The organism is Aquimarina mytili, assembly GCF_016735115.1.
Taxonomy (GTDB): domain Bacteria; phylum Bacteroidota; class Bacteroidia; order Flavobacteriales; family Flavobacteriaceae; genus Aquimarina; species Aquimarina mytili.
Genome location: NZ_JAERQJ010000003.1, coordinates 803,225 through 829,554 on the forward strand (window position 1 = coordinate 803,225; position 26,330 = coordinate 829,554).

21 protein-coding genes are annotated in these 26,330 nt (G+C 34.4%); 5 read left to right on the forward strand and 16 right to left on the reverse strand.

Features of this window, described 5'->3' with window-relative positions:
• Positions 1-5 precede the first annotated feature (5 nt).
• Positions 6-2,372, reverse strand: a complete 2,367-nt coding sequence (pbpC, locus tag JJQ60_RS10835) for a penicillin-binding protein 1C (protein WP_236669086.1) — start codon at positions 2,370-2,372, stop codon at positions 6-8.
• Between the two features lie 311 nt (positions 2,373-2,683).
• Between pbpC and JJQ60_RS10840 the strand changes: the two genes are divergently transcribed.
• The gene (locus tag JJQ60_RS10840; protein ID WP_201919544.1) at positions 2,684-4,903 is read left to right on the forward strand and encodes a response regulator; all 2,220 of its coding nucleotides are present in this window, start codon (positions 2,684-2,686) and stop codon (positions 4,901-4,903) included.
• A 47-nt stretch (positions 4,904-4,950) separates the two neighbouring features.
• Here JJQ60_RS10840 and JJQ60_RS10845 read toward each other — a convergent pair whose 3' ends face one another.
• The 6 genes from JJQ60_RS10845 to JJQ60_RS10870 form a co-directional block, all read right to left on the reverse strand.
• Positions 4,951-6,339: a cytochrome P450 gene (locus JJQ60_RS10845; protein WP_201919546.1), complete on the reverse strand. Its 1,389-nt coding sequence runs from the start codon at positions 6,337-6,339 to the stop codon at positions 4,951-4,953.
• A gap of 231 nt (positions 6,340-6,570) precedes the next feature.
• On the reverse strand, positions 6,571-6,864 hold the full coding sequence (locus JJQ60_RS10850) for an antibiotic biosynthesis monooxygenase family protein (RefSeq protein ID WP_201919548.1): 294 nt from the start codon (positions 6,862-6,864) through the stop codon (positions 6,571-6,573).
• Between the two features lie 4 nt (positions 6,865-6,868).
• Complete coding sequence (locus JJQ60_RS10855) at positions 6,869-7,261, reverse strand: GNAT family N-acetyltransferase (RefSeq protein ID WP_201919549.1); 393 nt, start codon at positions 7,259-7,261, stop codon at positions 6,869-6,871.
• Between the two features lie 30 nt (positions 7,262-7,291).
• A complete protein-coding gene (locus tag JJQ60_RS10860; protein WP_201919551.1) occupies positions 7,292-12,817 on the reverse strand; it encodes an alpha-2-macroglobulin family protein in 5,526 nt (1,841 codons plus the stop codon).
• A 95-nt stretch (positions 12,818-12,912) separates the two neighbouring features.
• Complete coding sequence (locus tag JJQ60_RS10865) at positions 12,913-13,983, reverse strand: isoaspartyl peptidase/L-asparaginase family protein (protein ID WP_201919553.1); 1,071 nt, start codon at positions 13,981-13,983, stop codon at positions 12,913-12,915.
• A gap of 4 nt (positions 13,984-13,987) precedes the next feature.
• Positions 13,988-14,971 carry a toll/interleukin-1 receptor domain-containing protein gene (locus tag JJQ60_RS10870; RefSeq protein ID WP_201919555.1) on the reverse strand — a complete coding sequence of 328 codons (984 nt, stop codon included), beginning with the start codon at positions 14,969-14,971 and terminating at the stop codon, positions 13,988-13,990.
• A 156-nt stretch (positions 14,972-15,127) separates the two neighbouring features.
• Between JJQ60_RS10870 and JJQ60_RS10875 the strand changes: the two genes are divergently transcribed.
• The gene (locus JJQ60_RS10875) at positions 15,128-16,201 is read left to right on the forward strand and encodes a PA0069 family radical SAM protein (RefSeq protein WP_201919557.1); all 1,074 of its coding nucleotides are present in this window, start codon (positions 15,128-15,130) and stop codon (positions 16,199-16,201) included.
• On the opposite strand, the gene JJQ60_RS10880 is transcribed toward JJQ60_RS10875, so the two are convergent.
• The 4 genes from JJQ60_RS10880 to JJQ60_RS10895 form a co-directional block, all read right to left on the reverse strand.
• Positions 16,202-16,855: an HD domain-containing protein gene (locus JJQ60_RS10880; RefSeq protein WP_201919559.1), complete on the reverse strand. Its 654-nt coding sequence runs from the start codon at positions 16,853-16,855 to the stop codon at positions 16,202-16,204.
• A gap of 13 nt (positions 16,856-16,868) precedes the next feature.
• Complete coding sequence (locus JJQ60_RS10885; protein WP_201919561.1) at positions 16,869-17,870, reverse strand: acyl-ACP desaturase; 1,002 nt, start codon at positions 17,868-17,870, stop codon at positions 16,869-16,871.
• A gap of 10 nt (positions 17,871-17,880) precedes the next feature.
• A complete protein-coding gene (locus JJQ60_RS10890) occupies positions 17,881-18,621 on the reverse strand; it encodes a lysophospholipid acyltransferase family protein (protein WP_236669087.1) in 741 nt (246 codons plus the stop codon).
• 184 nt (positions 18,622-18,805) lie between these two features.
• On the reverse strand, positions 18,806-19,216 hold the full coding sequence (locus JJQ60_RS10895) for a BrxA/BrxB family bacilliredoxin (RefSeq protein ID WP_201919563.1): 411 nt from the start codon (positions 19,214-19,216) through the stop codon (positions 18,806-18,808).
• Between the two features lie 213 nt (positions 19,217-19,429).
• On the opposite strand from JJQ60_RS10895, the gene JJQ60_RS10900 reads away from it, so the two are divergent.
• Positions 19,430-20,167: a TerB family tellurite resistance protein gene (locus JJQ60_RS10900; RefSeq protein WP_201919565.1), complete on the forward strand. Its 738-nt coding sequence runs from the start codon at positions 19,430-19,432 to the stop codon at positions 20,165-20,167.
• Positions 20,168-20,238: 71 nt separating this feature from the next.
• Here JJQ60_RS10900 and JJQ60_RS10905 read toward each other — a convergent pair whose 3' ends face one another.
• Positions 20,239-21,378, reverse strand: coding sequence for a lycopene cyclase family protein (locus tag JJQ60_RS10905; protein ID WP_201919567.1), 1,140 nt, complete (start codon positions 21,376-21,378; stop codon positions 20,239-20,241).
• Between the two features lie 102 nt (positions 21,379-21,480).
• Between JJQ60_RS10905 and JJQ60_RS10910 the strand changes: the two genes are divergently transcribed.
• Positions 21,481-21,894, forward strand: a complete 414-nt coding sequence (locus JJQ60_RS10910) for a hypothetical protein (protein WP_201919569.1) — start codon at positions 21,481-21,483, stop codon at positions 21,892-21,894.
• A 48-nt stretch (positions 21,895-21,942) separates the two neighbouring features.
• Entirely contained in the window at positions 21,943-22,869 is a 927-nt protein-coding gene (locus JJQ60_RS10915; RefSeq protein WP_201919571.1) for a DMT family transporter, read from the forward strand.
• 2 nt (positions 22,870-22,871) lie between these two features.
• Here the strand turns inward: JJQ60_RS10915 and JJQ60_RS10920 are convergent, their stop codons facing one another.
• The 4 genes from JJQ60_RS10920 to JJQ60_RS10935 all read right to left on the reverse strand — a co-directional run bounded on the left by JJQ60_RS10920 (position 22,872) and on the right by JJQ60_RS10935 (position 26,185).
• Positions 22,872-23,024, reverse strand: coding sequence for a FeoB-associated Cys-rich membrane protein (locus tag JJQ60_RS10920; RefSeq protein ID WP_201919573.1), 153 nt, complete (start codon positions 23,022-23,024; stop codon positions 22,872-22,874).
• A 44-nt stretch (positions 23,025-23,068) separates the two neighbouring features.
• A complete protein-coding gene (gene feoB, locus JJQ60_RS10925; protein ID WP_201919575.1) occupies positions 23,069-25,165 on the reverse strand; it encodes a ferrous iron transport protein B in 2,097 nt (698 codons plus the stop codon).
• Positions 25,166-25,174: 9 nt separating this feature from the next.
• On the reverse strand, positions 25,175-25,405 hold the full coding sequence (locus tag JJQ60_RS10930; RefSeq protein ID WP_201919577.1) for a FeoA family protein: 231 nt from the start codon (positions 25,403-25,405) through the stop codon (positions 25,175-25,177).
• 102 nt (positions 25,406-25,507) lie between these two features.
• Entirely contained in the window at positions 25,508-26,185 is a 678-nt protein-coding gene (locus JJQ60_RS10935; protein ID WP_201919579.1) for an SCO family protein, read from the reverse strand.
• Positions 26,186-26,330 lie beyond the last annotated feature (145 nt).

Sequence of the window (26,330 nt, forward strand, 5' to 3'; positions counted from 1 at the left end):
CGACCTTAATTCTTAACCTCAATCCTTTGTTTCAATTCGTTTCCTTTTTCATCCAGAACTGTAATAATATGCTGCCCTGGTTTTGGCAGTACTGGCATTTCATGAAACTGTTTAGTCGTTCCAATAAATTTATCATCAATATACCAAAACACCTGTGTTTCGGGGTTGGTGTGCGCTATTTTAAGAATTAGTTCATTGGTTTTTCCATCAAACCCCTTAGGTAAGTATACACTGCTATTAGCTTTAGGAAATATAAAATCCATCTTTTCTTGTGTTTCTCTTACGCAATTTGACCTGTAGGGAGGTAAAGACTTATAACTGGCATTATTAGTTTTAAAAAAATACTCTTGTAGTGGTGGCAAGACAAACCATGGTTTGTGAATTATGTTAGCGACAGATTCACAAGAAGAATTTACACGATATTGTTGTTTTATGTCCAAATGTACTAATTCATGAAATGGACATGACTTAGTTTTGGCCCCCAAAGGAGAGGTATAGGTTTTCTTATTAGGGCAATTGCTACCTGCCAAAAACCCACTGATTGAGCACACATCTATCTCGATCAAATCATCATAGGGTGCAGCAAACCATTGAGTCTTAGGTAACAGATTAAACACATCAAATAATACGGGTGCAGCTGCATTTAGACCGGTAAGTTCTGGTCGTCCTTCGCCATCAGCATTACCTATCCAGACTCCTACTACAAACTTTTGACTCACTCCAATTGCCCAGGCATCTCGATTTCCAAAACTGGTTCCTGTTTTCCAAGCAATCTCTCTAGAGGAATCATAAAACTGCCATGCCTCATCGCCTTCTGGTCGATTCACTTTTTTCATTGCCTCAAAAGTTAACCAAATGCTTCCGGCCCCGTAGTTTTGTTTTTCTGAAACTTTTTTCCCGAAATCCACTTTATTTTTTGCCAATACAACAGGCTCAACAATTTCTTTAGTAAAATACTCACTAGATGTATTTTGATAATGATTTAGTGTACTGGCTAATCCAGTATAAGTTTTGCAAAGATCCCACAGACTACCTTCTGCCCCGCCAACTATTAGCGATAAACCGTAATGATCAGCACTGTATTTTAATCCTTTAATTTGAAATGCATTAAGTTCATCCCTAAATCGCTGTAAACCATATTGCTGCAATAATCGTACTGCTGGGACATTTAGAGACCTAGCTAAGGCTCTGTTTGCGGGTACAGCTCCACTATAACTTTCGTCAAAATTCTTTGGGTTATAGCCCGCAATGATCGTAGGAATATCAGAAACGAGTTGCTCTGGTAACAGCTCGCCTTTATCTATCATTGCAGCATACAGTAATGGTTTAAGTGTACTTCCCGTACTTCGAGATGCCCGAATGATATCTACATCTTTCTGGTGATTTTTATCAGTGGGTGCATTTCCAACATAACTAATCACTTCTCTAGTATCAACATCCAAAACTAAAACGGCCATGTTATGTACTTCATTTTGCTTTACTATTTCATGATGTTGTCTTACAACTTCATTAACTTGTTTTTGTAGACGAATATCGATAGTTGTTTCTATGCGTTGGCCATTATATTTTTTAGCCAATTGATCTAACAAGTGTGGTGCCGTTTGAGGTAAAAAATAAGGTTTCTGAGGTAAGCCTTCATGTACCGCTAAATCATAAGTCAACGAATCAATTTTTTTCTGTTTTAAAAGAGTAGTCAACAACCTGTTTCTTTTTTCTAGTAGTTTAGTTTGATTCTTTCCGGGATAGATTAGTGACGGAGCATTAGGCAAAACAGCAAGCGTTGCACTTTCTGCCCAAGAGAGTTGATCTGGTTGTAATCCAAAATACCTCCACGCTGCCATGTCGATCCCGACAACGTTTCCTCCAAACGGGGCGTGAGAAGCATATAATTTTAAAATATCTTCTTTTGATGTTCCCAGTTCTAAACGAGTAGCCAGAATTAATTCTTTTATTTTTTCGAAATAGGTCCTCTTTTTTCCTTTCCGTGATAATCGGATTACTTGTTGTGTAATTGTGCTTCCACCTCGAACCACCATACCTGCTTTGATATTCTCTCTAATAGCTTCAACCATTGCGATAGGATTAAATCCTGGGTGTCTGTAAAATTGTTGATCTTCAAAAGCTATAATACATGTCTTGAATTTTTCAGGGACACTATTGGTCTCTGGAAATCGCCATTGACCATCCTTTGCTATTTTTGCTCCAAGTAATTCTCCTTCCTTGGTTTCAATTACGGTCGCAGTTGGGTCGTTAAAAAGTGGTTTTGGTAATGAAAATAAGTACCAAATCAATAGAATTCCTAAAACAACCAACCTTTTTGGATGTAACCGCACATAAGTTTTAATTTGTTTAAGCAAAATTAATTTTGACAAGTATTTTAAATCTTAAATTGTTAATGAATAGCGTAAAATAGCCACTTAAAAGGAAAATAACACCATAAAAAAGTAAGAAAAAACTTCCTCTTTTAACTTCTCATACAAAGTTTTTCATGAGTATTATAACTAATAAATCCCATAATTTTATTAAATTATATCACTCTTAAAAACAATTAGTTAGGATTTTTCTCTCAAATCTATCCAAACATTGGGGTTTTCAAAGTATAAAAATGCAATAGAATTATAACTATTTTCATGACTAAAAAATGTAATTTATTTTATTCATTTTTATCTTAAATTGTTTTGTATTGAGAAAAAACATTGTTTTCATATCGGTTTTTATTATATCCTCCTTCATTTATTCGCAAAATGATCTTGGTTATACAAAAGTAGATAGCCTGGATGTATTACTAAAAACTTCTCAAAAACTAAGAACAGAAAATAACATGTATGAGGCTTTAGAACTTGCGTTTAAAGCTGTTACTTATGCTCAAAATCTTAATCATAATCATTATTTATCCCATGCCTATTTCGCAATGGGAACTATTCAATATGAAATTATAGATTATGAAAATGCCAAAGCTCACATGTTAAAAGCATTAGAATACTCTGAAAAAACAGACTCCAAAAAATTATTGCCTTATATTCTACAGGGTCTAGCCAATATATACTATGACGACAATGGAGACTATGAAAATGCACTGATTTACTATAAAAAAGGGGTAGAATTAGCTAAAAATAAGGTGCACATTAATAATTATCAAATTCCTTTAAATAATCTTATTTGGACCTATATGGATCTGGGAAAATTTGATGAAGCCGCCCCCTATCTTAAAGAAGCTGACAGTATTGACAAACTTATTCCGGATAGCATACAATTAGGCAGAACTTCCCTGTATCTTATGAGAGCCAGAAATTATGCACATCATGGCGATATTGAAAGCGCTAAAGAAAATTTTGAAAAAACATTTAAACTCTTAGAAGAAGAGGAAAAGTATTGGCTAAAGGGAAAAAGTTATTTTTATCAATATAGAGCCGAGATGTATCAGGATATTAAGGATTATCCTAATGCACTAAAAGATCTGAAAGAACTACAAAAAAACGAGCGCAAAGTATTCGAAAATGCAAGAGTAAAGGATCAGGAAATCACAAAAATACGTTTTAAAGTTGATGAGTACGAGCGAGAACTAGAAGCTGCACAAAGAGAGAAATTATTACTACTTAATATCGATAAGAACAATAAAGTTATAATATATATTTCTTTAATCTGTCTTCTTTTATTAATAGGTACTGTGTTCTTCTATTATCGAGGATATCAATCTAAAAAGAAATCTAGTGAAACTCTTAGGCTTAAAAATATTGAATTAAACAAAGCTAAATCTGCAGCCGAAAAATTAAGTAAAATCAAGTCTCAATTTATATCAACGATTAGCCATGAACTTAGAACACCTTTATATGGTGTTATTGGAATTTCCTCTCTTTTGTTAGAAAACAATAAGGGTTCTAAAAATGATAAAGAACTCTTGAGTTCATTGAAGTTTTCTGCAGACTATTTGCTTAATTTGGTGAATAAAGTTTTAAAAATTAGTAAAATAGATTCTAAAAAAACAGAATTGGTTCAAACTCCAACCAGCCTACTTTCTTTATCAAAAAATATACTACGTTCTTTTGAGTATCAATCAAAAGAAAAGCAAAACGAACTACTATTAGAGTATAACAATAATATCCCTAACTTAGTCCATATAGATTCGTTATGGGTGTCTGAAATTTTAATAAATTTGATTGGAAATGCTATAAAGTTTACCGAAAAAGGTAAAATATGGTTAAGAGTTATACTAAAGTATATCGATACCAAAAAGGTAAGGATACAATTTGAGGTTGAGGATACTGGAATTGGGATTCCAGAAGATCAAAAAGAATATATTTTCGAAGAGTTTTCGCAGGTTGGAAGTGTTTATGACAATAAACAAGGAACAGGTTTAGGTCTTTCTATTGTAAAAAATCTACTACAACGCATGGATAGCAAAATCCATTTCGAGAGTAACAAAAATATCGGATCCAAATTTTATTTTGTTTTAAACTTACGGATTTGTGATCAATTGAATGCTGTAAGCGGTGATGCCAACGATTCAGAAATTACAACATCTTTAGGCTTTAAAATTTTAATCGCTGAGGACAATAAAATCAATCAGTTGGTCACCAAAAACTTATTAAAATCTATTGGCTGTAGTTGTTGTATTGCAGAAAATGGATCAGAAGCCCTTCAATTATTGAAAGAGCAACCTTTTGATTTGGTTTTAATGGATATTAACATGCCAATTTTAGATGGTCTAACAGCAACCAAAAAAATTAGAGAATTTGATCAATCTACACCTATAATCGCTTTAACAGCATCAGAATTAAGCGAAGTAGAAGACGAATGCTTAGATGCCGGTATGAATGATCTTGTCAATAAACCTTTAAACAAAGTTGATCTTAAAGAGGCTATTCTTAAAAACTTAAAACTAAACAATCACCATATTAAATAATGCAGTATTCTATAATTACAAAAAAAAATGTAATGACCAAGTAATACTCAGTGATAAGGACAGCTGCCTTCTAAAACAGAATTTCGGTACTCTTCTTTGATAATCTCTGGTGCATTTTTCTTCTTAGAATATCGTATCATGCAAGGGCTTTCTGGCCACTTCATCTGAATTCCTCTTACGGGTTTAGGTTTTGGATTAAGCAATTCAAAATCATAGTGTTGCAATAGCAATGTCAAAACTACTTTCATTTCGAGATAAGCAAAGTTAATCCCAGTACATCTATGCATACCTCCTCCAAAACCAATAAGACTATTCTTTATTTGTTTTCCTTTAGAAAATCGTAAAGGATCGTATTGCTCGGGATTTGAAAAAACATCTGGTAATTTATGTGATACTGATGGTGATAAATAAACCATACTCCCTTTTGGTATAATATATCCATCATGTTCAAAAGAATCCTTTGCTTTTCTAATAATGGCTAGAATCACAGGATGCATTCGCTCAGTTTCTTTGATAGCCCATTCGATTCGTTTTAATTTTTTTGCTTCATTCATTGTGAATTTTGGAGCAGCCTCAAAAACTTCTTGTTGTTCTTTGATCACCGATTCTAAATACTCTCGGTTTTGAAGCAAATGTATTAGCACCCAACTGATATGACCATTGGTCGTCTCATGCCCAGCCCAAACCAACAACACTATCAAATCTTTCAGAAGCATATCTGAAACTGGACTACCATCTTTATTTTTTGACTCTAATAACGTCTGTAAGAAATCTGGTGGATTCATTGGGTTTTTTCTTCGATCCTGAATCAAAGAAATTACATTTTTTGCTAGCTTTTGTTTTGCTTTTTCACTTTTTCTAAATTTGGGAATGGGTAACCATCCAGGTAAAACAGGATCGATTGCTTTTGCAAAGTCCCTAAAATCTTCAAAAACAGAATCTCCTAATTTTTCTTTAAAATCCTTTCCGAAAAAAGAATGTGATGCAATATTCATTACCAAATGACCAAACTCTTTAGTAAGATCAAATGTGCCATTTTCTCCTAACTTATCAATAAAAGTAAATGTTTCGAGCACCATGATGTCAATATAATTGGGCATCACCGTTGCCCTAAAACAAGGTAAAATAATATCTCGCTGCATCTTATACTCCTCAAATTTTGCATTTGCAAAAAAATCTTTGTTAAACATCCTTTGAAAAAATGGATATGCCCCTCGAACCGAAAGCAGCTTATCTGTTTCACCAAAAAAAAAGCTATTATATTCAGGACCAAGCATCACAACAACATTTTGACCAGGAAGCTTCATAGAAAACATATTTCCATGCTCTTCATAACCTTTCTTCAAAAAAGGAATTGGTGCTTTCATAAAAGGAAGTGCATGACCTAAAAAAGGAAGTCCGCCGCTTACTCTTGGAATATCTTTACCTGCTATCATGATCTATACCTTTTTGGTTGGATAGAATATTTGAGTAGCCATACTATAATGGATATTTTTTTGCCATTCATAGATAAAGGCAAAAAACTCCCTTTTAAAGAAGAGTGTTTTCATAATTAAGTTGGTTATTGTGTCTCCTATAAATTTAAGAAATCTTTTGGCTTCCAAAGAGGTATCTACAAAAGTTTTTATTGAATTTTTAGATTATTCTGCTTAGATATAAGTAAGGAATCAAATCAAAATTGATGAATAATGGTGAACTATAGGAAAAGGATCATAGAAATGATGTAAAAGACTTTTCCATTTTTGGTATTCTTTGGATTTTCTGAAACCAATTTCATGGTCTTCAAGTGTTTCCCATTCAACAAGAAGTAAATATGTATGCTCTTGTTCTAAACATTTTAGCACATCATGACGTATATAGCCTTTCATTGATGCAATGATTAGCTGTGCTTCTTTAAAAGCATTTTCAAAAGCAGTTTCCTGACCAGGTTTTATATATAAAATTGCTTGTTCTAATACCACTTTTTCAAACGTATAAATTCATTGTTAACGCTTTGGATCTTAAGAAACCAAATGTTTCATAAAAGGATTCCAAATCTGGTTTGGTATTCAAAAACACCTGTTCAACCCCAACCAATTGTTTCAGGAGTTCCTCAACAATCATTTTACCAACTCCTTGTTTTCTGTAATTCGAATCCACAACAATATCATCGAGCATTGCTCTATATACACTATCTGTTAAGGCTCGTCCAAATCCGATAAGTCGACCATTATCTTTAATCACAACAAAAGGGCCTATATGTTCTAATAGAAGTTCAATGTCTTTTATGGATCTGTCTTTTGCCCAACTGGTTTGCGAAAATAAACGCATCAACTCTAATGCCTCAGGACATTGCTGTGTTGTTATGGCATACCCCATATATCTAATTATTTTTCATGCACCAACAGATTATTTTACTACCTCAACCCATTTTCCTTGTGTTCTCACGAGATAATCATTATCATACATAGCTTCACATTGAATACCTGGTAAGTAGTATTTCCCCAAATAAGAAGCATTGAGTAAAATGGTCATGGTTTTACTTTCTTTTGCCTTTAAATCAAAATAGAAATTTACTCGATCATCTCTAATATCCGTATGTGTAACATTATTAGAACGGAATGATCCAAAATCAGTAAATCGTGTATTTACCACTTCCCATCCTGATGGAAAAATCTCTGATAAAGCAATATCTCTTACTTTATTGTCGGTTGTATTTGTAATAGTAACCTCTGCTACAAAATCAGTGCCTTGAGTGAGCTGAGTTGGGTTAATAATATTACCTTGTCTATTTTTATAATCTACAATTGCCTTAAAGTTACTCTGAATCACCTTTTCTTTTCCGACAGGAAGGATCCCGCTGGTTACCAATTGCACAAAAATGGTATTGTCTTTATTATTTTTTATAACAAGTTTGTTGTCTTTTTGAATTGCTAATTCTCCAGAAGTTGTTACCGTTTTATTAGAATTAGCGCTCTGAGATTTTCCATTAAGGGTGTAACTTACATGTACTCCTTTTCCTCCTACATAAGCAGCATATTTTGCCATTGACATCAGCGCATACGATGTGGTTTGAGTACTCATCCAACTTTTAGAAGACAATTCTTTGGCCAAATCTACCGCTATTTGTTGCGCTTTAGCCTTTTGCCCCAATGCAACAAGTGTTTCTAAAGCCATTGCTCTATTACGGTTAGTAGAACCATACGTATAATGATAATTTTGTTTATGCTGAAAACGAATAGGAGCAGAATTCAATAATTTCTCGGCTGCATTTTTTTGACCAATAAGGCTATAAGCAGCAGCTAACCTAAATTTGGCATTATTTGACAAATCAGACATTTCGCGCAATCGATTCATCGATGCCATATCAGGACTCTCAGCCAAAGCTAATGTATATAAACGATAAGCCTGTGCTAAGTCGTTACCACCACTGCGCCATCTTTTTGCCTGCTGTTGCTGATAAGAAATCCAGTTACTTTTGAATCCAATAGGTAATACATACCCTTTTTTATTGGCCTCAAGTAAAAAATGTCCAGCATAACTAGTTCCCCAATCATTAGGGTTACTATATCCTGGCCAATACGATAATCCGCCATTTGGTTGAAGGTAACGTCTGAGTTTATAAATAGCTGCTTCAACATTCTTTTGAATTTTTGCCTTCTTTTCTGAAGATAAATTAAATATATCTCCTAGATATAATTGAGGAAACGCAGCTGAAGTAGTCTGTTCTACACAACCATGTGGAAATCGAATCAGATAACTTAACCTGCTTTCAAAATTCATGGGTGGTAGTGATGACATCTCTATTGTTGTACTATTGCTGCCTGAGATCCCAAAAGCATTAAAGTCAATTTCTTGTTGGCCATTAGGCTCAAGAACTATCGCAGTTACTTCTGTTGTCATTGGGTTTGGATTGATAATATCAATCGGAACTTTATAAGAAGCTTTTTCTCCTGCCCCACTAGCGACAACTTCAATATCTGTGATTGAAGCTCCTTCTAAAACTTCAATATCGAAATAAGCCATTTTTTCATCGGGTTGAGGAAACAAGAGGTTCTTCTGCGTTTCTCCTAATACTCTAAATCCTTTATTAGGTTTCAGAGTTACTGCTACATTTTTCACCTTATTTTCCATGGCAAAAACAGTTACTGGTATAGTTACTTTTTCACCAGGGGTAATTTTTCTTGGAATCGAAGTCAATACCATGAGTGGTTTTCGTACTGGAGTTGTTTTTTCTGTACTTCCATAGGCAGCATTATCGGCATCTGAAGCTACAATCATTGTGCGAACAGAACCTACATATTTTGGAATTTTGATTTGATGTGATCGTGTTTCCCCTTGTTTTAATTCAAAAGGGCCTTTATACACTACCATGGGTTTAAAACGGTTCGCTTTTTTAGATTTGCTGCCTCCCGCTTCGGCGTCTCCACCAATGCTAAATACTTGATTAATTCTTCCACCATAAGCACCAATCACCTCATCATATACATCCCATGTTTTAACCCCCAGTGCTTCCCTTGCATAGAAACTGGCCCAGGGATTTGGGGTCTTAAAACGTGTTAAATCTAACAACCCTTCATCGACAATAGCAATTGAATATGTCATAGGTTTCCCTTTGGTTTCGCTAACTTTTACGGTTATAGATTCTTCAGGTCTTAGAACATCTGGCATCGTAAGTTTTGGCTGTACCTTGGTATTGGGATCTTCGACAGAAATGGGTACTATACCATATAAACGTATCGGTAAATCATTAGCCGTCGAAGCATGGGGCTGTAGTAAGGTGATATGAATATAGACGTTAGGTGTATAGAGTTCCTCAATTGGCAACTCGAATTTGGTTTCTCCTTTTTGCGGGATCACCCATCTTGAAGACAATACTTCGGTCCCATTTTCTACGGTCACTAATGCTCTTCCACCTTCACTAGACGGGAACGTAACTATAGCCTGTTCTCCAACATCATAAGTCTTTTTATCTGTTGAAAACAATAACATTGTTGCTGCCGAAGGGTCATTTTTTCTGGATTTCCCTGCCCAACCTGGCCAATCGATATACATTGTTTTTCCGGTAGCATGCCCACCATTAGGATCTACTACTCTAACTAGATATCTTCCCCATTCGGGATATTTGAGTTCAAACTTGAAATTTGCCTTACCACTACTATTGGTTGTGATCTTTGTCTTAAATATCTCATCGTGATATGATCCACGATTGTAGGATGATAAATTATCTTCTGAAGTATCCCACCACCATCTCCAATCAACTTTATAAACATAAACCTCTAAATCTTTAACTGACGTTGGATTTCCTTTTTCGTCTACAGAAACAACTTCAAAATTATGCTTTGTATCAGTAAGCAGCATTCCTCTGGCTTTATCTCCTTTTGGCACATTAAGTCCGATATAGGTGTCATATGGTGAATATTCTTTTGATATTACATCGGTACTAAAATCACCTCCATTCTCATATACTTTGGTAATAAAGGAAGCTTTGAGCATTCCTGCTGCTTTATTTTGAAGTTTTGGTTTTGTACTAAAACTCGCTTTTCCTTCACTTGAAATTTTTCCTTTAAAAATTTCTTGTTCTTCGGTACCAAAACGACGAGTAGGATCATCAAAAATATATCCCGGAAAGGTTTTGAAGGTTGTTTTGCCAGGAGTAAACCTAACATTAATATCAGTTTGAAGATTTTTTGCTATTGCTCCATGCAACCAAAGTACTTCTAAATTTCCTTTAATACTCTTATTGGCACTAAGTATTTTATCATCAAAACTGGTTTTGATTTTTAATCGATTTGGTTTTATGGTTTCTATTTTGAGAGCCTTTGTAAAGCTTGCTCCTCCAACAATTACATTGGCATTCCAATTTCCGGTAGGAGCTTCTTCTGATGTGTTCACCACAAACTTGTAAAAGTTGTTTACACCTTTGGTTTTTGTTTCCTGATGCGTAACCTTACCATATGGATCTCTTAATTCAAACTTTACCGGGTGTCCATTTGGAAGCTTATTAGCATTATCATTAAGCATAAAAGACAAGAATAAAGTATCTCCAGGTCGCCATACACCGCGTTCTCCATAAATAAACCCTTTCATCCCCTTTTGAAGATGGACTCCAGAAACATCAAATTTACTTACTGATAGTGAATTACCATCATTAAGTCGTACATAAGTATGTTGTCTTCCAGAAGCCACAATAGCAAAATATGCTGGTCGATCAGCATCAAAGGTGGTCATTCCTTCGGCATCTGTAGTCGATATTCCTATTTCTTGTTGTTGAAAGTTGTAAAAAGTGATTTTAGCATTCGAAACGGGGCTTGTAGTGATGATATCATTAACAGTGATCATATACGAATGATTCAATCCTTTTTTGACTACAACTCCCAAATTAGATGCAAGCACGTTTGCTGCCACTTTTCGTTCTCTATAATAAGACGTGCTACATGGATTATCCCGTTCTTGCCAATTATACCCATAATAATCATCATAATAGTATTGAGAGGTATCCCAAAAACTAGATTCCTCTTCTTCTTCATAATTGTCGGCAAGCTCATCTATAATTGTGTCATCGTTTTTTTCACCTTCGCATTTATAGAGCGAATATTCTTTTCTATAATTAAGTTCTACACGATAAATAGCACCTGCATCTGGTGTAATTAATTCTTTTAAATCAATAGCAAAAGCATTCCATTTACTGAGGTTTAATGAGGCATTTTCTTGCAGATTAATTAACTTTTTAGCTACGGGTCTTGCTACGGTTCTTAAATTGCTTGAACCATTCAGATTATTATTTTGTAAAAACTGAAGTATATTATCCTGAAATACTTTAATGACCTGTACTTCAACTGCACGAAGGTTTATGGCCTCAAAATTGAACTTTAAATTATCCGAAGTTGGTAAAATGACTCCACTTTGTAATAATCGCACTTCTGGTTTTGGTTGTTGAAATGAAATCTTTTCGGAATAAGAATTCTTGAGCTTATAATTATCAGTGCTTCGTATACCTTCAAAAACAGTAACCTCTAGGGTTCCTTTGAGTTCAGTTTTAGGATATACTTTTAACACATTTCCTTGTACCGTATATTTTAAGTTGTTTGCACTAGAAACAGTTACCAAGCCATTAAAATTCTGGTTTTTCTTAAGGGGGTCAGAAAAATTAATCTCTACATATTGCTTATCAACATTTGCTACAGCAATACTAATGACCGAGAAGTTATTTTTTCCAGGAATAGATAAAATAGCTGACCCTTCGCTATCGATATCAAATTTTTTACCTGACCATTTAATTTCGACTTCCGAATCGTCTTCAAAACGCCGAATACTATCTATTCTAAAACTAAACTGTTTGCTTTTGTCAATAGATTCACTAAACGTAACTGATATGTCTTTTCCCTTTTGAGAAGCTGTTATTAATTGCTTGGCAATGTCAAATTGCAATTGATCACTAGAGGTCAAAGTTCCATCGATATATTGCCAATTTTTATTATATGACTGAAGGTTTTGAGTGAGTATAGAAAACTGCTGCTTTAGTGTTTGTACACTAAACATAAACTCATCATCCAGATCTTCTTTTAAATCTTTTACTAGATCCTCAAGATCAAGTGTAAATGTATACTGAGTATCTTCCTCGAACCCTTCTTCGGGTTGAAAAGAAATGGTACGATTATTTACTGCAATTACTTTTCCTTTTACTCGGGGAGATACTGTAAGAATTTTTTTGGACAACTCTTGATTATCATCCCAGCCTTCAACCGGAGTCTGTAAAACAACATAAACATTATCCAACACTGAAATTACTCCTGTAGAAACATCAGAAATATAATCTTGGTATTTATTTAGTTCTGAAGCATTTGCTTCTGCAAGGGCTTTAGCATCCTTTTTCTTACAAGAAAATATTAGGGTAATAAAGCATAATGCCCATAGAATTTGTGATAATCGCATAAAGGACTGGATTTAGTTGACTTTATAAATGTAAGGTATTTTAAAATAAAAAAGCCCTCTAAATAGAGGGCTTCTGCAGAAAATCATAATTCTGGCTATTCTTTATAAATTCCTATTGTGAGCTCTCCTTTTGCATTCATTGTAGCTCGATACATTCCTTCGGTATTAAATTCCATCGCTATATTACCTTTATTATCAATAGCTACGATGCCTCCTGTACCTCCAAGTTTTGTGAGTTTTTTTTGAATCACTTCTTTTGATGCCTCTTGAAGTGATATTTTTTTATACTCCATCATTGCCGAAATATCATACGCCACCATCCCACGTATAAAATACTCTCCCCAACCCGTACTTGAGACTGCACAAGTGGCATTATTAGCATAGGTTCCTGCACCAATAATCGGAGAATCACCAATACGATTCCATTTTTTGGCTGTCATACCACCTGTAGAGGTTCCTGCGGCAAGATTTCCGTTCTTATCGAGTGCTACACAGCCTACAGTTCCAAATTTAGAATCTTTAATCATGGGATCATAAAACGAAGTAGCGCTTTTCGAATCCACATGATTGGGTACGTCTTTAATTCTTTTTAAAACTTTCATTCGGTCTTCGGTATAAAAATACTTTGGATCTACAACTTCTACATTTCTTTCTTTTGCAAATTGCTCTGCTCCTCTACCAGAAAGCATTACATGTGGAGAGTTCAGCATTACCTCTTTGGCCAAATTGATTGGATTTTTTACTACTGAAACCCCAGCAACTGCACCTGCATTTAAAGTGCTTCCGTCCATAATGGAAGCGTCTAATTCATTGGTTTCTTCATATGTGAAAACAGCTCCTTTTCCAGCGTTAAACAATGGAGAGTCTTCAAGAATATTAATTGTTTTTTCTACTGCTTCAAGACTAGTTCCTCCGTTTTTAAGAATCGCATGCCCAACTTTTATGGCTTCTTCTAGTTTAGTTTTGTAAGCAGCTTCTTTTTCAGATGTCATGTTTTCTTTCAGAATTGTTCCTGCACCTCCATGAATTACAATTCCAAATGTATTGGAGGGTTCTTTAACACCTTCTTCAACAGTTATATGAGCTGTAGTTTCTGTTGGTTTTTTTTGTTGTTCTTTACACCCCAAAAACAAAGCAAAACTCAAAAAGATAAATACTTCTTTCATAAATCTAAGATAATTTGTGTTTACAATAATCTACTAATGCTATTCTTCCCTGGAAGAATCTAAATGTTAAATGTATACTATTTCCGCCATTATCTTCTAAGCTTATAGATTTATTTAACTCAAAATCACAAGGTTGATTACTACCTCCTTCAATCGCTATATTATCTGCATACAGAGCAAATCCTTTATTAGGTTTTCGTAAAGGCTCTATTTTACCAAGTATACCGGGGATCTCTCCAGATTTATTAATGATTAACGATCCAAACCCTTGAGTTTTCTCGATTACTACCTCAATATCCTCTTTAGGGTTTATATTCTTTAACATTATCGCTGGATACTTTGGATGTGCAATAAGTAAGGTATACAACTTACGTGTTCTAATAATAAAATGTGCTAATCCTTTTTCATCTGAACTTCCTTCGAGATAAGTTGAATTGTTTGCCACAAGTACAGCCTTAGCATTTTTAACAAGCTTTCTATTTTGATCCACTATTTTTATTGAAAAAATAAAAGGTTTGGCGCTAATCATCGTAGAGAGTTTCGACCATCGTCTTCTAAAAAACGTTTGATCTTTTGATAACTTCTTTTCGATCAAAGTGGCTAATTCTTCTGGCGTTTTTTTCTGAAGATTGATATAGCCAATCGTTTTAAGAATCCCTGGGATTTCTGTATCATCAAACCTTGCAGGTAAAATGTATTCCCGGCTTTCTTGAAACGCTCGAGCTTGCATCGAAACTCTCTCATGATTTGTCCATAATTTTTGATTGTAAAAACCTGATATAAATAGTACTGTATACCTGGCTTTGTCCTGATAAATCTCAGACAAATATTCATACAGATTTTTACCCCATAGATTTGCTTCTTCAAACAAATCATAGAATACCTTGATTCCTCTTTTCTTCAGGCTATTTGCAACTTCCTCTACATATGCCCGGTTCTCTCCCGCAAAAGAGAGCGCAACATCATACTCATAGCTGTTATTTTTCATCACTGACTTATTTTCTTTTTTAACCTAAAACTGACGTCTTTCTTTTTCAAAAAAACTTCTACTACAAAATTACTTTCTTTATTTGGAAATATTCCATTTTTAATAGGAAATATTCCAACAAAAGTTTTACTTTTAAACCGTAAAAAAACCGTACTCATGAAACCGAAAAACCACATAAAAGGCAGGGGTGCCCAAGAAAAAGTGCATAATAGATTCTCTGAAAATCGTTATGAAGTGAGAGATGATTTCTTAAATTATTGCCAAAAAGAAGGAGAGCAAATCGACAGGCATCAAACTACTTTTATTGAAACTTTTCCAAAAACCATTGTCAACAAAGTTACAAGCCCCGATGTTGGAATGATGTATTCTTTAAACCCGTATCAGGGATGTGAGCATGGATGTGTATACTGTTATGCTCGAAATACCCATGAATATTGGGGGTATGGTGCTGGTATTGATTTTGAAAGCAAAATTTTAGTCAAAAAAAATGCTCCAGAATTATTAGAAAAGAAGTTGAAAAACAAAAATTGGAAAGCCTATCCAATTTCTCTTTCAGGAAATACAGATTGCTACCAACCCATTGAGAAAAAACTCAAAATCACACGGCAATTATTGGAAATATTCCTAAAACACAAACATCCTGTAGGGATTATTACCAAAAATGCGCTCATTCAAAGAGACATAGATATCTTATCCGAATTGTCTAAAGATAACTTGGCTGTAGTTTTCTTATCTATTACTTCTTTAGAAGAAGAAACTCGGCGAATTTTAGAACCAAGAACTGCAAGTATAAAAAAGAGACTGGAGACTTTAGAGAAATTAAATTCTGCAGGAATTCCAACCAGTGTAATGATGGCCCCAATAATCCCTTCAATTAACAGTCATGAGATATTACCCCTTGCTAAAGAGATATCTAAAAGAGGTGCAAGAAGTGTTGGGTATACAGTGGTACGTCTCAACGGAGCCATAGGCGATATATTTACAAAGTGGCTTGAAAAAACACTTCCCGATCGAAAAGACAAGATACTTCATCAAATTATGGAATGTCATAATGGAAACCTTAATGATAGTGATTTTGGAAGAAGAATGACTGGATCTGGTCATACTGCCAATCAAATCCATCAGCTCTTTACATTAGCACGAAAGAAATATTTCCCAAAACAAGAAAAGCTTGAGTTAAACTGTGATCTACATGAACAATATAAAGATGGGCAGCTGAGGTTGTTTTGATTATACCTTTCCTTCCCATTCTTTATAAAATTGTTCTAAAAACGCTTCCATATACTCATGTCGTTGTAGCGCTAACTTTTTACCAGTTTCAGTATTCATCCTATCCTTGAGTAGCAACAACTTTTCATAGAAATGATTAATGGTTGGTGCTGTAGAGTTTTTGTATTCTTCTTTGGTCATATTAAGGTTAGGAGGAAACTTAGGATCATAAAGAAGCCTATTTTTGAAACCTCCATAATTGAAACATCTGGCAATACCAATAGCACCTATAGCATCTAATCGATCGGCATCCTGAATGACATCTAACTCTGGAGATCGGAATTTTTGTTCAAGATTACCTCCCTTAAAAGAAATATTCTCAATAATCAAAACGACATGGTTAATTACCTCTGCTTTTACGTCCAGGGTGTTAAGAAATGCTCTGGCTACTTTTGGCCCTACAGTTTCATCTCCTCCATGAAACTTGGAGTCTGCAATATCATGTAGCAATGCCCCAATAGCTACTATAAAGCTATCAACATTTTCTTGTTTTGAGATAAGATTTGCATTATTAAATACCCTTTGCGTATGAAACCAATCATGACCTCCTTCAGCACCTGATAATTTTTCTTTAACAAAATCAATAGTTCTAGAGATAACTTCTTGTTCTGTCATATCTTAAAAATATCTATTTAGCCAATGCCGGCTCCACCCATTTAAATTGAAACACTTCATCAGGAATAACCAATCTTTCACTAATACGCTGCATTCTTGCCGGTAATTTCATTACAAAATCACGAGCTTTTTCTGCTTCGTCTGTTAAGTCTGCAAGTTTATCTATCTCCCACTTATCAATCAAACGTTGCATAATATCGATATAGTCTTGCGACGTATACACTCCTAATCGTTGAGCAGCATTAGAAAACTCTTCAAAAGCAGTACCAATGGCATCTCCGGACTCTCTTAAGAAATGTGCGGGCATTACGATTTTTTTCTTCATCATATCGCTAAATGCAATCATCATCTGACTAGGGTCTACTTCAAAAATATTTTTTACAAATTCGCTATATGCATTAAAATGTCGCATCTCATCACCAGCTATAATTTTACACATCTTGGCGAGCGATTTGTTCGAATATTCTTTTGCCATTTTTGCCACCCGATTATGGGATACATAGGTAGCCAACTCTTGAAAACTGGTATATACAAAGTTCTTGTACGGGTCTCGATCTGTACCAATATCAAATCCATCATTAATCAGGTGCTGAGTGGTACGTTCTACCTCGATCATATTCACCCTTCCGGATAAATACAAATATTTGTTTAAAGTATCTCCGTGACGATTTTCTTCGCTGGTCCAATAACGTGTCCATCTCGACCATCCATTGCCTCTTTCTCCTTCATGCTGATTAATCCCTTCAACATCCATCAACCATGATTCATATGTTGGTAATGCTTCTTCGGTGATAGTATCGCCAACCAACACTACCCAAAAATCATATGGAAGTTCTTTAGCTAACTCTCTTAGTTCTTTTACTTCATCAAAAAACGTATCTTCATTTTGTGAGTTTGGTAAAAAATCTGTCGGCTGCCATACTTTATCAATTGGAATCAAAAATTTATCGATAAAAGAATCGACTTTCTTTTCTAACAATTGCATTACTTCTAATCTAATATTATCTAAAGCCATACTGTATATGTTATGTTCTTACTGCTTGGGTTACTCTTTGTTCTATTGTTTCTATTAGCGAATCTGTATCTTTTGAAACCGATAAAGGTTCGTGCACGTCAAGTGTTAAATGAATCCCTATTCCCATAGGAAAATTTCCAAAACGCACTAGTTTCCAACTATTATTTATGGTTACTGGTACGACTACTGCTTCGGGAGCATTTTTAAATAAAATTTTTAAGCCTGTTGAAGCAAACTTTTTCGGTGCTCCGTCTCTGCTTCGGGTTCCTTCTGGAAAAATTACAGCTGCAAACTTATTTTCTGAAATGAATTTTGCAAATTTCGATAATACCGGAATTGATTGTTTAGGGTTTTTTCTATCAATTAATGCATTCCCTCCATGTTTCAAATTGAAGGATATACTCGGGATCCCTTTTCCTAATTCAATCTTAGAAATAAACTTCGTCTTATGTCTTCGCATAAACCAAATAATCATTGGTATATCGAACATACTTTGATGATTCGAAACAATAATTTTGGCCGTGTTTTTAGGTAAATTTTGTTTATTTCTATAGCTAAATCTTACTCCCAGGATCAATAAGCATCCTAAAAGACATAAATTCATATAATCTACAACTTTTCTATGAGCTGCGGGGCTACCAAGTTTAAATGCAATCCATTGTGGTGGGTGAAAAATAACCAATGTAAGCCCAAAAAATATATAAAACAATATGCTTAATGGATACGAAAGTACCTTCTTAATCAATTTCATTTCAATTTTGTGTGAATGTCTAAAACATCTTTTTAAAGCAGCTCTAAAGACATTGCAAGTTCTGATATTATTTTTAGTTGACCAACAGTTTAACAGACTAAATTACAATGTTAAAAAAACAAAAAAAACCGTTCCTAAATTTGGAACGGTTTATAATGATTTTTCTTATAAATAATGCTGGATTTTAGCAATGCTCATTATAAGCATCCATAAGGTTTTCAGCAATCATTTCTGCCGGTCTTCCTTCGATATGATGACGCTCTAGCATGTGTACTAACTCTCCGTTTTTAAACAAGGCCATAGATGGCGATGATGGAGGGAAAGGAACCATATAACCTCGAGCCTTATCTGTTGCCTCTCTATCAACTCCTGCAAAAACAGTCACTAAATTATCAGGTTTTTTGCTATTATTTAATGAAGCTTTTGCTCCTGGGCGTGCATTTGCTGCGGCACAACCACATACCGAATTTACAACAACCAGTGTAGTCCCTTCTTTTGACATTGCCGATTCTACAGCATCTGCTGTATGTAATTCTTCAAAACCAATATTAGTAAGATCTTCACGCATTGGTTTTACTAAATCTGCTGGATACATATTTCTTTATTTTTCGTAATTACAATTTTGTGCAAAGGTACAAATTATGTACCATATCACAGCAACTGACAAGTAGTCGTAAAATCATCATTTAACTAACTTTATGATTATTTTATAGTAACAAACCAATGATTTTGTGGTCTAATTGAAATGTAATCCGAAAGTAACTAAAAATATTTTCGGTTATCTTTACAACCCAAAAAATTGTTTTGAATGATTAAATGGTTTATTGCCATACTAGGATATGTGTTTTTTAGATTTCCAGGAGCAATATTAGGTTTTTTATTAGGAAGCCTTCTCGACTCCACTTCAATTAAAACCAGTGGTGGCTTTAAAAAAGTGTTTTCACAAGGAGAAGAAAAAGTAACCCCAGCCGATTTTGAACTCAATTTACTTTCGCTTTCCTCAATAGTAATTAAAGCCGATGGAAGGGTAAACCAAACAGAATTAGACTATGTAAGGCGCTATTTTGTAAGCGCTTATGGAAAAGAACGTGCAAACGCCACTTTTAGAACCTTTAACGAAATTATTAAAAACAGACATGTATCTGCCCCTCATATTTGTATGTATATTAATCAACATACGCGTTATCCTTCTAGATTACAAATTCTTCACTTTTTGTTTGGAATAGCCAATGCTGATGGAAGTGTGAGCAATGCAGAAGCAGAAGAGATTGGTAGAATCGCAGGGTTTTTACGCATCAATTTCAAGGATTTTGAAAGTATCAAGGCGATGTTTTTCAAAACCGGAGACCATGCATATAAGATTCTCGAAATTGAAAAAACAGCAACGGATACCGAAGTTAAAAAAGCATTTAGAACCATGGCCAAAAAATATCATCCAGATAAACTACAACACATGGATGAGGTATACAAAAAAGGAGCTGAGGCTAAATTTAGAGAGGTTCAAAAAGCCTATGACCACATTAAAAAAGAAAGAGGGATTAACTAGTTGATGGTTGATGGTTGATGGTTGATGGTTGATGGAAAATAATCATCATATCCTTAAAAAAGAATCCATCTCTAAAAGATTCTCTTCCAAAGCGCACTCAAAAATGGTTTTTTTGGTAAGCTTGTGGTAATTTTTAAATCTTCAAGAACGGTAGTTTTTTCATCCAGGAATTTCAAAATCTTGGTACTATCATTTTTCTTAAATAATCTTGAAAACAAAGTAGAACCCAACCCATTGTCTTTGTACAATACATCTAAGAATAATAGATCATAATACCAAAACTTTGTTCTTTTCTCAAATCGAGATAAATCCTGATTCTTTTTAAGGTATTGAACCAACTTTTTTACCTTTTGATTTGATATCTGAAAGGTATATCCAGTGCTGGGCTTGGTCCAGCCTCCTGCCGTACCCATATATAGTACATTTTTAGAACTATTTTTCCTGAACTCATAGCAGGTCATTGGGATACAACCTTTTTCTTTTTCGGTAATAGTATACTCGGTAATTCCTTTTGCTTTTAGATATTTAATAATCTCATCCTCATATTCCTGCTCAACAAGCATTTCTTCAGAAAACAATGTATATTCAAATAGCGCTTCAGTAGCAGAAATTGGCAATACATACATAAATCTTGTGTTTCCTTTTTGAGCTACTTTAAAATCCATGAACGTTGCAACATCAGTATCAAAAAAGTTTTGATTTGTTTTTACAAACCAACCTACAAAATGTTGATTTAGAACCGGAAACTTACTTTGGTCTTTATATGCTGAAGAAAATATAATACTATTAAACACTTTGTCTCCAAAATAAACCCCTTGACTCGTTTTAACTTGAGCGATATCTCCTTCATCTTTAAGAGAAACAACCGATTCATGAGCAATAGTAATATTTGTCTTTTCTTTTAAAACACGTAGCAATAATTCATAAAAATCTTCCCCTTTAATCATTTTATATTGATACGGAGTAATTTTTATTTGTTTGGAAAAATCATCACTCCCAAAATAAATATGATTCCATTTTTTGGTAACGATATGATCCCACGCTCCATTGTCTTCTTCCCAAAAACACCAGGTACGGTCATTCTGATTCTTGACTTCTTTATCAATGAGCAAAATTTGTTTTTGATCAAAAAATGAATCCAAAACCATTTGATATGCAAGCATGAGCCCTGAGGCACCCATCCCAGTAATTATGTAATCGTACTTCTGCATAGTATTGGGTTTAAAGATAGAATGAAAATTCAATACTATGAAAATAATAACAGGTATTAAGAAGTGTTTTTTGCATATCTTTAGCTTCAAGTACACAAAAAAATGAAGGCTACACTATTTTTATTGGTTTTTATCGCTCCTTTGGTTTTGATCAATGCTCAAGATACACTAAAAGCAGATACTCCTAAAGTGACTAAACTCAGCATTGGAAACACGATTGAATTAAACTCAAACCACATAAAATTTATAAAAATAAAAGAAGATTCTCGATGCCCTTCAGATGTGACCTGTATGTGGGCTGGACAAGTAACCGCGATTATTGGTTTCTATGAAAAGGGAGTCTTAAAAGAAGAAAAGGAGTTCATTTTTGGAGCACAGGCCATTAACCCAGATGCGATTGAAGAGATTGCAAAAACTAAAGAAAAAACTATTTATGGATATAATGTGAGTCCCTACCCCTCTTCAAAAAAAGCTATTCCTACAGAAGAATATTGTTTGGAATTGCTTATACAATAAAACCAAATTTCACTCTATGCATTTGATCTGCAATTTTTCCTTTATTTTATGATCGCCAACAAGACAAAAGCTCACTTAGCCTTATTGAGCGTAAACATAATTTATGGCGCAAATTATTTAATTGCTAAAGGTCTGATGCCTCATAAAATTGAAGCCTCCGCCCTAGTGTTTCTTCGTATTAGCGGGGCTGGACTTTTGTTCTTTATTCTAAAATTTTTTATTAAAGAAAGCGTAGAACGAAGAGATCTTGCACGCCTAGCCTTATGTGGCTTACTCGGTGTGGCGACCAACCAGTTTTTTTCGATGAATGGATTAAGTCTTACTTCTCCCGTGGATGCCGCAATTATTATCACTGCAATGCCCATTTTTACGGTAATTATAAGTCGGTTTTTACTAAAAGAGCCCTTTACAATACAAAGGTTATTAGGGATTTCTATAGGTGGTACAGGTGCAGCTCTACTTATTTATCTAGGTAATTCTGGGCTTGGTACGGGTTCTCTAAAAGGAAACATTTTTGTCTTTATTAATGCTCTTGCTTTTGCTTTTTACTTGGTAATTATTAAACCTTTAATGTCGAAGTACAAACCAATTACCGTAATCGTGTGGACGTTCCTGTTTGGGTTTATTTTTATGTTTCCTTTTTGTATCCAAAAATTGGTTAATACTGATTTTTCCTCTTTTGCTACTATAAACTGGGTTTCTCTGTTTTATGTCGTAGTTGGCCCAACGTTTTTAGCGTATTTATTAAATATGTTTGCATTACAATATGTGAAACCCACAGTTTCTAGCAGCTATATCTATGTGCAACCAGCTGTTGCCATGATACTTGTTGCATTGATGTCATATATCGTTGTAGACAGTCAGTACAAAGGAGATATTACATTAACAAAATTATTGTGTTGTGTGTTAATTTTTTTAGGAGTGTACTTGATTAGCAGCAAACCAATACAATGGCTTAAGAAGTCAAACACATAAGTCTAGTGGCACCCACAATCTGATTTACCACAAGAGTCCAGTCTTTTTTTCTTAGATCCGGCTGTAGAAGGTTTTAGAAAAAATTTTCGAATTAAAAACCCTATTGCAAAAGCAAATACAAGAAGGACGAGTATATTTTGTATAAGTATATTCATGATTCACAATAGGTTGTAAAAAGATACAAAAACTTTTTCTTTTTTTATTTTAAAATTTGATAAACGACAAGAGCAACACTATAGGCAAAAACACTCATAAATACAAGTTGCGTCATAGGCCATTTCCAACCATTTGTTTCTCGTTTCACGATCGCCAAGGTACTCATGCATTGCATGGCAAAAGCATAAAATAACAGCAATGAAAAACCACTTGCCAAATTAAACAAAGGAGCACCGGTAACTGGATTAACCTCTGCTGCCATTCTATTTTTTATGGTCTCTTCTTCATCACTACCCACACTATAAATTGTAGCTAGGGTTCCCACAAAGACCTCTCTTGCCGCAAAAGAGCTGATAATTCCGATTCCTATTTTCCAGTCATATCCTAGTGGTGACACTATGGGTTCAATTGCTTTTCCGGCATATCCAATGAATGAATATTCTAGTTTCTGAGATGCTATTTTCTGATCCAATTCTTCTTGAGAAAGGTCAGTATACGTATTGGTAACTATCTGCTCAGCATTATTAAATTTTTCGTTGGGTCCAAAACTTGCTAGTACCCATAAAATTATTGAAATTGCTAGAATAATCTTACCCGCACCAAGGACAAACGCTTTCGTTTTTTCTATAACATTTATAACAACGTTTTTAAACAAAGGAACTTTATATCCAGGCATTTCGATAATAAAGTATGACTTGCTTTTGATCTTCAATATTTTGTTAAGCAACCATGCCGATCCAACCGCAGTTCCAAAACCAAGAAAATACAAAAACATTAGAGTAAGACTTTGGTAACTAAATATCCATCCTACTTTTTCGTCGGGAATAACTAATGCAATAATAATAAGGTATACCGGTAACCTTGCCGAACAGGTTGTAAACGGTACTACAAGTATAGTGATTAGTCTCTCTTTCCAGTTTTCTATATTTCTGGTAGCCATAACTGCAGGGATTGCACAAGCAGTTCCAGATACTAAAGGCACTACACTTTTCCCACTTAATCCAAATCGTCTCATCACTCTATCCATTAGAAAGACAACACGACTCATATATCCACTTTCTTCAAGTATAGAGATAAATAGAAATAGAAATGCTATTTGCGGAATAAAAATAACGATCCCCCCTAGCCCAGGAATAATTCCTTCGGTGATTAGGTCCACAAAAGGACCTGCAGGAAGTGTGGTTTTTGCAGCCTCGCTAAGCCAGGCAAATCCTTCATCGATTAAATCCATTGGATAAGACGACCAATCATAAATTGCCTGAAATATCAATAATAGGATTCCAAAGAAAATAAAGTACCCCCAAAATTTATGTGTAAGTACTCTATCTAATTTCGCCCGCATTCCAGTTGCGGCTTTTTCATCAACAATAAGTCCCTTTTTAAGTACATTATTAATGAATTGATATCTTTTTATAGTTTCTTTTTGTTGTAGTCGCTTAAGCTCACTTTCAGATTTAATCTTAAAATCTGGTGCAATTGTGATATCTTGTTTGTTAAATTTCCTAAAATTTACATCTTGCGTAATCACCAACCATAATTTATATAAGGATTGATTCGGAAATGCTTTTTGTAGTCTATCAAAATAATCTGGTGCAAAAGATAAAGCGTTTACACATGGCAACTTAGGCAATAATGTATAGGATTCTATCAGTTTCTTAAGTTCATCTATCCCTTCTTTCTTTCGAGCACTTACCAAAGCTATTTTGGTATTAAGTTCTTTTTCTAATGCTGAAATATCTAACGAGATCCCTTTCCGATTCATTCGATCCGCCATATTGATCACAAGAATTGTAGGGATTTCTAAATCTTTTATTTGAGTAAAAAGTAGCAAATTTCTCTTCAAGTTTTCTACATCACTCACCACCACGGCAACATCAGGAAAATCTTTATCCTTTTTGTTGAGGAGCAATTCGATAACAACATTTTCGTCTAACGAAGAGGCATTAAGGCTGTAAGTACCGGGTAAATCAAGGATATGGGCTTTAACCCCTCGAGAGAGTCTACATATACCTTCTTTTTTTTCTACAGTAATACCAGGATAATTTCCTACTTGTTGATTAAGCCCTGTGAGCAAATTAAAAACAGAGGTTTTTCCGGTATTTGGGTTTCCTATTAGTGAAACTTTAATTTGCTTGGCCATAAAAAACTGCTATTGAATAATTTGAACTTCTATCTGAGCTGCAATTTCTTTACGGATCGCTAGATGACTACCATTAATATTGAGATAAATCGGGCACTGAAAAGGAGCTGTTTGAAGCAATTGCACTTCATTTCCAGGTAAACAACCCATTTCTAATAACTTAAGCGGGATAATATCTGATGTAATTTCCTTAATCAAGGCTCGCTGACCTTGTTTTAGAGAAGCAATTGTAGTCTTCAAATTTTATTTAGATTGATTTTAAACAAGGCAAAAATAGCATAAAAAAACGTATTCAAAAAGCTAAACTTTTAAAATAAAAATAATAGGTAGCCGATATACGTTTTAGTCTTTGTTATTTTTTTTCTTCAAAATCTTGATATCTTCCAGTAAACGATCAATATCATCAGGATTAGTTCCATCATAAAAACCGCGGATACGTTTCTTTGTATCGACCAAGACAAAATTCTCTGTATGCACCATATCATATGGCCCACCATCCCCATCAGATTTTGCGGCTAAATACGATTTACGGGCTAAGTCATAGATTTGCTTTTTATCGCCTGTGACCAGATTCCATTTTGCATCATCGACCCCTATGTTTAAAGCGTATTTTTTTAGTCTGGCAACACTATCAATTTTGGGTGTTACACTATGGGAGAGCAATAAAACATCATTATCATCTTTTAACCGGTCCTGAATTTCTTTCATATGATCAGTCATAATCGGACAGATCGTTTGGCACGTAGTAAAGAAAAAATCGGCTACATAGATTTTATCCTTATAATTTTCTTGAGTTACTATTTCACCATTTTGATTGATCAATTCAAAATCGGCAATCTTATGATACTTACGAATGTATTGCACTGTAGTATCTACCAATTCTTTATTCACCATCTCTGGTTCGTACACTGGTAAAATTTTATTCGGTTTAAGAATAGAATATATTATGGAAATAATGATTGCAGAAAGCACAAAAAGCACTACCGCAAAAAATTTATATTTAGAAAAAAATTGAAGCATATTTGTTTTTTGTGCCTGCAAAATTACAAGGATTATACGCTATTTTACATTAAAAATATACTAAATCTTGCGATATCGTATATCGATATTTTTATATACTCATGTAAAAGGTTACTTTTGCGTGATTTAATTTTGAAGAACGACC

Bases quoted from the DNA above. Each gene is read 5' to 3' on its own strand.
- JJQ60_RS10860 (WP_201919551.1), bottom strand. From the start codon at position 12,817: ATGCGATTATCACAAATTCTATGGGCATTATGCTTTATTACCCTAATA.
- JJQ60_RS10855 (WP_201919549.1), bottom strand. From the start codon at position 7,261: ATGGGGTATGCCATAACAACACAGCAATGTCCTGAGGCATTAGAGTTG.
- JJQ60_RS10880 (WP_201919559.1), bottom strand. From the start codon at position 16,855: ATGACAGAACAAGAAGTTATCTCTAGAACTATTGATTTTGTTAAAGAA.
- JJQ60_RS10905 (WP_201919567.1), bottom strand. From the start codon at position 21,378: ATGCAGAAGTACGATTACATAATTACTGGGATGGGTGCCTCAGGGCTC.
- JJQ60_RS10910 (WP_201919569.1), top strand. From the start codon at position 21,481: ATGAAGGCTACACTATTTTTATTGGTTTTTATCGCTCCTTTGGTTTTG.
- JJQ60_RS10890 (WP_236669087.1), bottom strand. From the start codon at position 18,621: ATGAAATTGATTAAGAAGGTACTTTCGTATCCATTAAGCATATTGTTT.
- JJQ60_RS10845 (WP_201919546.1), bottom strand. From the start codon at position 6,339: ATGATAGCAGGTAAAGATATTCCAAGAGTAAGCGGCGGACTTCCTTTT.
- feoB (WP_201919575.1), bottom strand. From the start codon at position 25,165: ATGGCCAAGCAAATTAAAGTTTCACTAATAGGAAACCCAAATACCGGA.
- JJQ60_RS10875 (WP_201919557.1), top strand. From the start codon at position 15,128: ATGAAACCGAAAAACCACATAAAAGGCAGGGGTGCCCAAGAAAAAGTG.
- JJQ60_RS10920 (WP_201919573.1), bottom strand. From the start codon at position 23,024: ATGAATATACTTATACAAAATATACTCGTCCTTCTTGTATTTGCTTTT.
- JJQ60_RS10885 (WP_201919561.1), bottom strand. From the start codon at position 17,870: ATGGCTTTAGATAATATTAGATTAGAAGTAATGCAATTGTTAGAAAAG.
- JJQ60_RS10870 (WP_201919555.1), bottom strand. From the start codon at position 14,971: ATGAAAAATAACAGCTATGAGTATGATGTTGCGCTCTCTTTTGCGGGA.
- JJQ60_RS10865 (WP_201919553.1), bottom strand. From the start codon at position 13,983: ATGAAAGAAGTATTTATCTTTTTGAGTTTTGCTTTGTTTTTGGGGTGT.
- JJQ60_RS10900 (WP_201919565.1), top strand. From the start codon at position 19,430: ATGATTAAATGGTTTATTGCCATACTAGGATATGTGTTTTTTAGATTT.
- JJQ60_RS10915 (WP_201919571.1), top strand. From the start codon at position 21,943: ATGATCGCCAACAAGACAAAAGCTCACTTAGCCTTATTGAGCGTAAAC.
- JJQ60_RS10895 (WP_201919563.1), bottom strand. From the start codon at position 19,216: ATGTATCCAGCAGATTTAGTAAAACCAATGCGTGAAGATCTTACTAAT.
- JJQ60_RS10935 (WP_201919579.1), bottom strand. From the start codon at position 26,185: ATGCTTCAATTTTTTTCTAAATATAAATTTTTTGCGGTAGTGCTTTTT.